6 protein-coding genes are annotated in these 12,117 nt (G+C 38.8%); 2 read left to right on the forward strand and 4 right to left on the reverse strand.

Annotated features, from left to right (window positions below; all coding sequences use genetic code 11):
- Positions 1-29: 29 nt before the first annotated feature.
- Together BM179_RS13275 and BM179_RS13280 are read right to left on the reverse strand one after the other, a co-directional pair.
- Positions 30-1,022 carry a sterol desaturase family protein gene (locus tag BM179_RS13275; protein WP_092017573.1) on the reverse strand — a complete coding sequence of 331 codons (993 nt, stop codon included), beginning with the start codon at positions 1,020-1,022 and terminating at the stop codon, positions 30-32.
- Positions 1,023-1,324: 302 nt separating this feature from the next.
- The gene (locus tag BM179_RS13280; RefSeq protein ID WP_092017575.1) at positions 1,325-3,550 is read right to left on the reverse strand and encodes an alpha-galactosidase; all 2,226 of its coding nucleotides are present in this window, start codon (positions 3,548-3,550) and stop codon (positions 1,325-1,327) included.
- Positions 3,551-3,894: 344 nt separating this feature from the next.
- Between BM179_RS13280 and BM179_RS13285 the strand changes: the two genes are divergently transcribed.
- Together BM179_RS13285 and BM179_RS13290 are read left to right on the forward strand one after the other, a co-directional pair.
- Positions 3,895-5,391, forward strand: coding sequence for a hypothetical protein (locus BM179_RS13285; RefSeq protein ID WP_092017577.1), 1,497 nt, complete (start codon positions 3,895-3,897; stop codon positions 5,389-5,391).
- 26 nt (positions 5,392-5,417) lie between these two features.
- Positions 5,418-6,146: a DJ-1/PfpI family protein gene (locus tag BM179_RS13290; RefSeq protein WP_092017579.1), complete on the forward strand. Its 729-nt coding sequence runs from the start codon at positions 5,418-5,420 to the stop codon at positions 6,144-6,146.
- A 106-nt stretch (positions 6,147-6,252) separates the two neighbouring features.
- On the opposite strand, the gene BM179_RS13295 is transcribed toward BM179_RS13290, so the two are convergent.
- Positions 6,253-7,836 carry a SusD/RagB family nutrient-binding outer membrane lipoprotein gene (locus tag BM179_RS13295; RefSeq protein WP_092017581.1) on the reverse strand — a complete coding sequence of 528 codons (1,584 nt, stop codon included), beginning with the start codon at positions 7,834-7,836 and terminating at the stop codon, positions 6,253-6,255.
- Positions 7,837-7,941: 105 nt separating this feature from the next.
- Positions 7,942-11,256, reverse strand: coding sequence for a SusC/RagA family TonB-linked outer membrane protein (locus BM179_RS13300; protein WP_092017622.1), 3,315 nt, complete (start codon positions 11,254-11,256; stop codon positions 7,942-7,944).
- Between the last annotated feature and the right edge of the window lie 861 nt (positions 11,257-12,117).

Raw genomic sequence — 12,117 nt, forward strand, 5'->3', positions numbered from 1 at the left:
CAGATGGGATGAATGATGCTGTTTCCGTCCTAATACTTCAGGTTCTCTTCTATAAACTTACTTCGTACTACTTTAGCAGTTTTATGTTCTCCGGTATGGCTCCAGCCGGGTGGCATAAAAATATAAAGAAACTTGTTTTTAATTCCGGGAGCTTTGGCAATATCCCTGAAAAGGCCATAAAATTCGCCGAAATAAACATCAAAAAAGTTATCGTTATTGATTTCTCTGGAAATCCCATATTCAATTTCAATGCCTTCTTCTTCCGGCTGATAGGTTTTAAAAATCCTGTCCCAGATATTAAGTAAATTACAAAAATTGGTATCCATATACAATGGATTTTTGGCATGATGAACCCTGTGGTGTGATGGCGTCAGGATCAGGTTATTTAAAAAACCTAAACGGGCATTTTTTATCAGATGTTCTCCTACATGGATAAAACTTCCCCAGAAACCATCAATAAACATAATAAAGAACAAAACCGGAGGATCAACTCCCAGCAGGATACAGATAGAGGTTCTGATGATATCTGCATAAGGTGCCTCCAAAAAGAAATGGGCATGCGATACGAATAAATTCATATGTTCGGGTGCATGATGCGTAGAATGCAGGCACCAGAACAACCTCACCTTATGTCCTAAAAAATGATAAATAAAATGGGCAAATTCCCAGACAATATAACCATACACAATCCAGTACCAGATAAAATATGTATGTATTAAGGCATATTTCGAAAACCAGCCAATACATAGGGCCACCATTCCGAATGAAATAAATTTACCTGTTACATCATTGAATACGTAAATTAAAAACGGCATTAAATACTGACCCTTTTTAAATTTCCTGGTAAATAATGTCCTGAGAATTTCTATGACTAAAAGCAAGGGAATAATAGGCCTCATCACACTAAAAACACCGTCTATGGTTTTAAGTGAGCTATAATCTCCCGTTTGAAAAAGTTTAATAACAGCACCTAGCCCCAGAAAACCCGTTACTTCATTGGATAGCGTTTCAAAAATACTCATGGCTTACCTTCAGATTTTAATATTGGTTAAAGAATTAATCTTTGAGGTTACGATAAAAAAATTAAATTTCTCTCTGTCATTACCGTGTTCTCCTGAACAATTCTTCCGGATCTGCTTACTTTATATGCTGATACGAGCATAGATTCAGCTCCTGCATTTTTCACAACTGGCTGAGAGACTGTATCCTTTCTATCCATCTACCTGTTCCGGATAATTTTTATAATTTTTCACTCCATTTCAACAAAAATGCCGGCGTAATTACCTGAAAGCAATTACAACCGACACTTTTAAATTTCCGTTTTTTATGGCAGTGCGGTTAATTCCAGCACAACACTTGTTCTTGAAGACCTGACATCCGGATTGATTCCTACAGTCATCAGGTAATTCCCTGAATAAACGGCATTCTCGTCCAGGGTAGATTTTGTGTCCGGATATAAATTAACTTCACGAACCTTGTATTTTTTCTCAGGATTAAGTCCTTTTAATTTTACAGGAGATTTGCTGCCTTCTGCATAACGATTCCCGACCAGGTAATTAAACATCACAACTTTATCCTGCCCTTCATTTACGAACATCAGCGAAGCAAATTCATTTTCCCGGGGATCAGCCAGCCTGTACAGATCTCCGTGCCAGATGACATCATTCAGTGATTTATAATTCAAAACTGCCTGCTGGCAGAATTTCAGATCTTTTTCATCTAATTTGCTAACGACAATGTCAAACCCAAGTTTGCCCATCATTGCTACGTCAGTTCTATACTTAACAGGCTGTTTTCCCCAATCCGTTACGTGATTACAATGTGCAATAGCAGGATAAAAATAAGAATATTCCCATTGAATAAAGACTCTTTCCAAAGGATCGGTATTATCGCTAAGCCAAAATTCCGTGAAATACTTCAATGCTGCATAGTCCACCCGGCCGCCACCGCCTGAGCAAAGCATCATGGGTAATTTCGGGTATTTGGCACGCAATTTTTCCAGCACTTTATAAAGCCCGCGGACATACTCCACATACAGATGAGACTGCTTTTGAAGATATGCTGAATACGCATTGTAAATCACCGCATTGCAATCCCATTTAAAGAAAGCAACATCAGGGTTTTTAACCAGAATATTATCAAGAACACCAAATACAAAATCCTGAACCTGCGGATTACTCAGATCCAGTACGTGCTGATTACGGTATAAATGTTCCGGACGACCAGGCTGGCGAATCACCCAATCCGGGTGTTTTTCATACAATTCACTGGGAGGATTTACCATTTCGGGTTCTACCCAGATGCCAAATTTTACCTCATTTTTTTGTGCCTCTTTTACCAGATAGCCAATGCCACTTGGCAGTTTCTTCACATTTTCCTTCCAATCTCCCAAACCGGCATGATCGTCATTTCTCGGATATTTATTACCAAACCAGCCGTCATCCAGTAAAAACATATCAACTCCCAGTTTCTTCGTATCTCTGATAAGTTCAGCCAGCTTATTTTCGTTGAAATCAAAATATGTTGCTTCCCAGTTATTAAGCAAGGTCAATCTGGAACCATTTCCATCAAGGATTCTGTATTTTCTGGCCCAGCGGTGTAAATTTCTGCTGGCATTCCCTTTTCCTTTGTCTGAAAAAGTAAACAAAAACGCCGGAGAGGTAAACTCCTGAGCAGGTTGTAAAGCATATTCAGAGGCGAAAGGATTAATTCCGGCAATAATTCTCAGATTATTCAGGGGATCCACTTCCAGATCAATTTTAAAATTCCCTGACCATTCCAGTGAACCTAAAAGGACTTTCCCTTCATCTTCAGTAGCTGCTTTATCAAGTGATACCATGAAAGTCGGAGGCTGATACAGATTAGCTCTGGTACCCAGTTTGGAATCCAGGACTTTTATACCCGCTGTTAATCTTGATTCCTCAGGTCTCATTTCTTTGGCCCAATCGCCATGATAATGTTTCAGGTAATAATTTTCAGCAGAAAGGTATAAATTTGCCGAAGCGTATTTATGAAGCGTAACCACCCCCTTTTCCAAATTTTTGATTACAGACCATTGCTCAATGACATCTTCCTTAAAATACACTTTGTAGAAAAGAGTTACTTCAAAAGCGTATTTAGGATCACGAAGCAAGATGCTCAATGTAGAAACATTCTCGTCGGTTTGTTGCCAGTTATGACTTACATATTGCAGATCCAGAGAAGTATTTCCATCTGAATGAATAACTTCAATAGCAGGTTCAACCAGATTTCTGGAGCCGGATGGCGTATAGGCAGCATTAAGAATTCCTGAATAATCATCTCCTCTTTTATACATTGAAGGGATAAAATCATATTCTGAAGGGCTGTTCAATTTTGTCCCGAAATAAATTATTCCGAGCCTTCCTCCATCGTCTTTCTGCAGAACCAGGGCATTATGCAGGGTTTCTACAGGAATGGTTATTTTCTTTTGGTTTTGGGCAAAAACTCCCGAAACGAAAAAACTCAGCAATGCTATTAAAATTCCGGATTTTCTGGTTAAACAGATATTAAAGGTAAAAGAGAGGGTCATTTTGGATTGCGTTTTATAAAAGAAACTCAAAATTAGATGCCGTTTGCACTATTTCAAATAACTTTTGTAAAATTTCAGGTTTTCAGGAAAGATAAAAACCGTCTGCATTCTTTCCCATTTATCAAACCTGTTAAAATCAGCAATAAACAGGTATTTCTACGCTTATGTTACATATTCTTTAGTTTCTACATTTGCACATCGTTTTGTATCTCAGGTGCTTTTATCAGAAGCAGGCTTATACTTTCTAATAACCCATCCCATAAGCGTATAATTCTTAAACTTTATACCTGAAACTCACTGTCTTTTTTTAAAATAATAACCATCTCTCTTTAACTCGGAATACTATGAAAAGAATGTTATTTGCAGGAATACTATGTGTATCCGTTTCCTTGCTTTATCTGGGTGTACATTCTCAGAACTATGGCGACGACCTTCGCTTGTCTGCTCTGGCTGACACCAATTTCATCATCAGATTCGCACCTTACCCTCCCAAAGAACTTAACACCAATGCCACACCAAGACAATTGGTTCAGTTTGCCTGGGAAGAATTTTTAGCATTAAACTGGAAATCTTCATACCTCCAAAACCAGAAAAGGGATTCTCCGGACCTTACCTGGAATTATCAGCAGGATCAGTCGCCATATCCCGCTCTGGCAGTTTGGGAAACCTATGCACACCGGACGGAGTTAAGACCATATAATGACAAAATGCTCCCTTTTGATGCACCGCCTCATTACAGCTTCGGAACTCCTCTGACCGCTTACCCGGGTTCAAATGCGAGTTTCGATTTGTTCCAGAATCTTGATGAAAACAGTGAAATCGGTTCCTGTGAAGTATTTGCCCATGTTCAGACTTATGACACCTTGTACAAGGTTTTATATCAGGCAAAAACAAACCGTGATGAATATGAATACTTACTTAAAAACTATAATACAAAGGCCGCCCTGCTCACAGCGACCACTAATACATTTAACAATATCAAACAATATAAAGCCTATTATAAAGGGGCAACAAGCAGCTGCAACTGCCCCCAGACCGCAGGCGTAGTATGTCTGCCATGCGGGGGAGCACCCAGGAGCAAAGGCAGAGATACTTATACCGGAGCGATGGAAGTAAAAACGGCCTGGAGAGAATTAACAGCGAAAGACGATCCGGCTAAATTCTTCACCAGAAAAGTGATTTACTACCGGACTGATGCAAGCGGTAAAATTTATTATGATAATAAAATCTATGCCCTGATCGGTTTGCACATTATTCATAAAACCCAGAATTATCCGGCTTTTATATTTGCTACCTGGGAACATGTGGATGTAGAAAGTGATAACATGGGTTATGTAAAACTCAACGATCCTGTAAACAAAAACCGTTTGTTTGCCGATTTCAAAAGGCTGCATCCGATCGCCGCCATTACCGATGCTTCCAGTAACTATGTTCATCAGAAATTAAAAAAATATAACCCTAATTCAATCTGGCAGAATTATCGTTTGGTTGGCGTTCAGTCGGTTCCGACAAACAATACAAATGCTTACAGTTTCTTCCTTGCCAATTATGTAATCGAATCTGACAGCACATTGGCTAATTTTCACGGAAGCGGCATCGGAAAACCTTTTAATGCACTTCCGAATACTTTGTACAAAGGAAATCTGATCAGCATGGGTGGCTGTCAGGGTTGTCACGGAGTAGCTCAGACTACCCTTGGAGGCGACTTTTCTTTCCTCATGGATACTGTAGGGAAACCTGTTCAGACACCGGACATTGGTCTGGCGGGTAAAACTGCGAAAATTAAAAGCTTTATCAAAGCCTTTGCTATCGGTGAAAAACTGAAAAAAACCGGGAAATAAACATCACATTTAAAAAGTCATCACATATGAGTAAGGATAAAGAATTAATCGTAGGTATTCCGCTTTACAACGGATGCACATTGATGGATTTTGCGGGAGCAACGCAGGTTTTCGGAGCACCATATGGATTTAAGCCCATCTGGCTTGCTTCAGAAGCTTCCATTAAGACTTCGGAAGATGTGAATGTTCTGCCTAATTATTCCTTTGACTATCATCCACATATCGACATATTATTTGTACCTGGCGGAGACGGGCCCGGTGTATCAAGTACGATGGAAGATGAGACTTATCTGAATTTTCTCAGGAAAACAAACAAAACAACCATCAAAACAGGTTCAGTTTGCACAGGAGCGTTCATTCTTGCCGCAGCAGGGTTGTTGCACGACTGCGAGGCAACCACTTACTGGTCACAAATTCCGACCCTGAAATTACTGGCGGAAAAAATGCGTTTGCTGATTCCGAAGGGATATCCGCGATACCTGCCCGATTCAGAAGCTCATATTCCCGAAAGTAAGATTTTTACCGGTGGTGGGATTTCCTCTTCTATCGACCTTGCTTTAAAAATTGTACTGGATTTAAAAGGTAAACAAACTGCGGAAAAAACTCAGTTATTTATTCAATATGAACCAAATCCTCCTGTAAATTCAGGAGATCCTTCTGTGGCTCCTCCGGCTATCACAAAAGAACTCCTTGAAGAAGGGAAAGATTTTACGGCCATAATGACGGCTGCTGTAGAGAAACTTCTTCAGGAATAATTATTTATAAAACCATCTGTATTCTATTCCTTAATTATAAAAAAAGAGACTGCCTGAAATATCGGCAGTCTCTTAATCTTAAGAAAATCTATATAAATCTTCAGAATTATTTAACATCCCAGAAAATTTTGGTTGCTCTTGTATCCTGACTTGCTACCGCACTGTAGTTAGGATTGAAAGTCTTTTCTCTGGCAGGATAAACCAATCTGTTTGGCGGTAATTCCACACCCGGAGAATTATCCGCTACAAAAGACAATTGCGGGTATTTTGTTCTGCGCAATTCTGACCAGCTCTGAACCGACTGCATAAAGCCAAACTGTACCCATTTCTGAGTCCAGATAAGTGCTAATTTCTGTGCAGAAGAGCCAGAATATCTGATAGTTGAAGTGGTAACAAAATTGTTAATATCAGCCGCAGAAGGAGCCGGTACTTTTGGTGAACTGCTGCTAATGCTATTCAGATAATAGTAATAGTTCACAGATTGTGTAACACCTTTGTTATAGGCAGTCATGGCATCTGTTGTATTTCCCCATCTTTCAAAAGCTTCTGCTTTTAATAAATTAGTTTCTGAAGCAGTAAAAATCACACCCGGAAGTTTGCTGTTATAAAGGAAAGTCGCCGAATCAAGGGTAGCATATTTCCCGCTTGCAATGTTTGCAGACTGTACAGCAGAACTGATATTAAGAGGCATTGAGTTGTAATCGCTATTGGCAACCCATTTACTTCCTTCAGTATGACCAAATTTGTCATAAATAACATCAATTCTAGGATCCTTTGCAGGCTTCAGTACATTATCAAGTAAATATGGCGTAGCCAGATTACTGCTCAGATCGTTAAACGCATCCCTTAAAGTACTTGTATAATTCGTCAGCGGATTCAAATACACGTTTTGTGTGCTTTCTTCTACCAAAGGATACTGCGTAGGATTTCCAAGCATTTCCATGATTTCAGTTTTTGCTCTTGCTTCATCCACAAAAGAAATTCTCATTAAAGCACGAAGACGAAGTGAATTGGCTAATCTTCTCCACTTATCAAGATCTCCGTTTAAGATAATATCCTGTTTTTTGAAAGAACCGGCTGTTGTAGCATCAAGGCTTGCGGTAGCGAAATAAGCAGCCGCATCTTTTAATCCTGTGATCACCGCATTATACACATCCTTTGAAGCATCAAATTTAGGTGAAATAATTGAACCTGATAAGTTGATTCCACCTGCCTGGCTGAAAGGAATATCTCCCCATAAATCAACCATTTGAGCCGATTGATCTAAAAATGCTACTTTCGCTGCATTCACAAACACGTCTGCATTCTTTTTGTCAGCCGCTGAAAGCGTAGCGTACATTTTTTCAATCTCTCTGAAATGAGATACCGGTCCGCTGCCGTTTCCGTTGGTTGTATAAAAATCCCCCCATCTCTGTTCAGTATAACTCAACTGCTGCTGGTATCTGAGGTTATCATTCAGAAAAGAAACAGCTTGTGTGTAAATACCGGGATGCATTACTACGAATGTGCGCATTTCCCAATATTTCGGATATACCCGGTCGTTGTTTAATATCTGGGTAAAAAACTTCTCGATAGAAGGAGTAGTAGTTTGTTCCGGGTTTAAATAAAGCTCGCTGAGCTTATCCTGGCATCCGGTCAACCCTCCGATGATAGCAATGATGCTACTTAATTTTATAAGTGTTTTTTTCATCTGATTATGTATTCAGTTATTTTTATCTGTATCATTTGAACCCTAAGAAATCCTTTCGTTTTCAGCAGAAACAGACTTTAAAGTCTAACATCAATAGTTTTTCTCTTAGAAACTTGCATGAAGAGAAAACCCGAAGCTACGTGTAGCTGCAGAAGAACCTTCGTCAACACCTTGTCTGTTCCAGCTTGTACCGATTGGTGCTTCAGGATCCAGGTTTTTCAGGGTACGCCAGATATAGAACAAGTTTCTGCCTACAAGCGATACTCTGATATTCTGAAGGTGAAGTTTCTGTGCTACTTTGTTAGGAATGGTATAAGATAAAACTGCTTCACGCATTTTTACGAAACTATTGTCATAAACAGCTCCTTTTTCATACCAGCCGGTTGACCAGCCGAATGAGTTCATATAGTAGTAAGCCGCTTCAACAATTCTCGTATTTTTATCTCCCGATTCAGTAACACCATCAAGCAATACACCATCATGATAAACTCTTGCGCCATTAGGAGCGGCAGCAGAGTGACTTGATAACAATACTTTTTTACCGGCGTTATCAACATAATATGGCAAACCTCCGTTCGCTTCGTCACGGTACTGCATAGTATTTTCAAACATCCCTGCGCCTGTAGCATACAACAAAGGACTTGAAACAAGCTGTCCGCCCAAACGATAATCAACTGTAAGATCAAGAGAGAACCCTTTGTAATTGAATGTATTCAGGAATCCACCTACTACTGTTGGCATTACATTTCCGACTTTCTTGTAATCAGTTGTCATTTTGTACAAACCATCATCAGTAATGATAAAGTTACCATTCTTGTCAGTTGCTCTGGTATGAGTATAAATATTACCTAATAAATCTCCTTCATCTGATACAATTTTCAACGCACCACCATCTGCATTATAAGCTACTAACTGGTTAATTCCGGCAGCCAGTTTATGAACAGTTGTTCTGTTATTGGCAATATTGATACGGGTATTCCAGCTGAAATCCTTGGTTCTTACCGGAGTTGAGTACAATGAAACTTCCCAGCCTCTTGAGCCAAGCTCTCCAACGTTAGTCAGCACAGAAGCAGCACCGATACTCGTCGGAACGTCAGTCTGCAAAATCTGATCTTCAATACGGCTGGTATAATACGTAAGATCGAAACCTAATTTGTTGTTAAACAATTTCGTTTCCAAACCGAATTCAGATTCATACTTTTGTTCCGGTCTGATATAATCATTACCATAACTGCTGTTTGCACTTAAAGCCGGCACAGCACCATTACCGGTTTGTAAAATAGTCTGAGAATAAGTAGTGTTCGCTACATACAATGGAGGTGCGTTACCTACTACACCATAAGAAGCACGTACTTTACCATAATTCAGGAAAGAAGGCATCTGGAAGGCATCAGAGAAAACAAAACCAGAGTTGAATGAATAATAGAAGTAATTATTATTCTTTGCCGGCAAGGTTGAAGAGAATTCTTTTCTGGCTGTACCTTCAAAAAACAACATGTTTTTATAAGCAAGGTTAGCTGTTCCGATATAAGCATATTTTAACAACTCTTTTCTGTTCGCACTACTTGAAAGAAGATTAGTTGAGTTGTTCATACTAAACCAGTTTTCGATAACCAAACCTCCGTTTGTTCCGATAGACTGATCATAGTATTTTTCCTGGCGCCCCTGCATACCACCACTGGCCGTTAAATCCAGATCTTTATTCAGGCTTTTGTTATAAGTCAACATCGCATCACCATATACGATAGAATAACGGCCGCTCTGTAATCTGTACTCTCCTGTACTATTTGATCCGTTGAACAGAATAGGGTATTCGTTATATTTCTTGGTTTCAACACCAAGACTTGTAAAGTCATTACCCATACGTCCTCTTAAAGAGAATTCCTTTGAGATTTTATAGTTCAGGGTAACACTGCTCAGGAGACGATCCTGTACTTCATCTTCACTGTTCTTAAGTCCGTTCCAGAGAAGATCCATTAAATCTCCACCTCTGATATTATACTTGAAAGCCTCATCCGGATTTCTCTGCTTATCAGCAAGCATCACGTATTTGTATCCTTTCGAAGTCTGATATCTGTTAAGGAAATTATTCATATCTTCTGCACGGCTGAAGAAACCTCCGTAGTTAGCAGTAACACGGTTAATCTGCTCAGGACGGTTATGAACAGTACTGTTCACGTAGCTAACAATAATGTCGGCAGTCACACGATCACTTAATTTAAGAGAAGTGTTTAAATTGAAAGTATTACGTTTCAACGAACTTCCTCTCATAATACCCTGATAGTCAGTTCCGGTATATGAGAAACGGTATGAAGCTTTGTCAGTAGCATTTGAGAAAGCAGCATTCATAGTAGAATTGTATCCGGTCTGATAAAACTGGTTATAGTTATCAGGTTTAGCAGTGTATGCCTGCTTGGTTCCATCCCACCAGGACAACATTTGTCCATCCATCTTAGGACCAAATTGTCCGTAAGCACGATAGTTTACTCTTTTAGAACCATCACTTCCGATGATAAATCCATCTTCGTTGGCACCTACCTGTAAATTGGTTGCTCTGTCATATCCCGGACCATATACGTTCTGATACTGAGGCGTAAAAGCAACTCTTTCCTCGTTGTAAGTATAGTTAACTTCTACCCCTAAACCTTTGCCTTTCACCCCCGTTTTTGTGGTGATTACGATTACCCCGTTAGCTGCTTCAGAACCGTAAAGAGCAGTAGCACTGGCACCTTTCAATACAGTAAGGCTTGAAATATCTGCCGGGTTAATATCAAGAATACCATTTCCGCGAATTTTCTGGTCGCTCCAGTATCCTCCGTTATTTAATCCCCCTGCTCCTGCCTGGTTAAAATCACGGATTACAATCCCGTCAACTACATAAAGAGGCTGGGTATTGTAATTTAAAGAGTTAATTCCTCGAACCTGAACGTTTACGCCACTGGTTGCACCACCCGGAGCAGTGGTAATTTTTACCCCTGCTGCTTTTCCGTACAAGGCAGAAGCAAAGTTGGTATTTCCTGAAGCGGTAATATCCTTTGCCGACACTGTACTTACTGCATAACCAAGTGCTTTTGTTTCTTTTTTAATCCCCAAGGCAGTTACAACTACCTCATCTAAAGCCTGATCGCTGGGATCTAAGGTAATATTGATAACTGACTGATCTTTTACAGCTACTTCCTTGTTTGAATAACCCACGGAACTGAACACTAAAACCGCACCTTTCGAAGCACTGATAGAGTAATTTCCATCAGCATCTGAAGTTGTACCTTTTGTAGTACCCTTCACCAGAATATTAACACCAGGCAGCCCTGATTGATTATTATCGCTTACTTTTCCTTTGATGACATGCTGCTGGGCATAAACCTGCTGCCATGAAAGAAATAGTAACGAAATAATGAACATAGTAAATTTACTTTTCATTTTCATTTGGATTACGTTGAGAGAAAAATCTTAATTGTTACGAAGTGATCAATCTGTTTTTAATCAAGGGGGATTGAGGTTCCTTTTTTTCATGTTTAAATTTTATGGTGGTTTACTGATACAGGTACTTTATTGCTTAATTCCTGATTGGAGATATTTATAATTTTTATAAGATATCTATTTGTTCTGATTGTCTGTTTTTATGAAATATTTAACTATTTGATATGTCGTATATTTATAATTTTAAAACAAATTAAAATAAATATATTTAATTTTAAAATAATTTAAAATAATAAAAATACAAAACATTAGCAGAATGAGTATAAAAGCCTAGATAAATGCCCTTTAAAAAGCGACGATATTTCATTTTTTTCAATAATTTTTAACCATATAGCCTATTTTATGCTATTTTGAACATGAAAATTTAAAATTTGTCAATCCTACACAAATAGGGTTCAGAAATGATAACAACCCTAATTATTAAAATATTTTAATAATATAAATCTCACAAAATTTCTTGCGCTGCGGTATTTTCAGGAAGCCTATAAACCCTGTTGTAGAGAATATAAATTTTACTTTCATTTGTATAATTTTTCAGTGGTCTATCGTTACATATGTAAAAAGAAAGCACACTTTCCACCAATATTTGAATCTGCGTTTGTCTCTAAATTATTTACCAGAACCTATGTCTCTTACTTCAAAAAACACCTCTGATGCAGAGGTCTTAGATAAAGAATCAATCGTTGATATTAAAAAAAGCAGATTGAAAAAAAGCCTTTTACAGGACTTGTATGTAAGAGGCAACAGAACCATCGCTCAACTTACCCGTGAGCTCCATACCAGTGTGCCTTCTGTTACGGT

The organism is Pseudarcicella hirudinis (assembly GCF_900115665.1).
Lineage (GTDB): Bacteria > Bacteroidota > Bacteroidia > Cytophagales > Spirosomataceae > Pseudarcicella > Pseudarcicella hirudinis.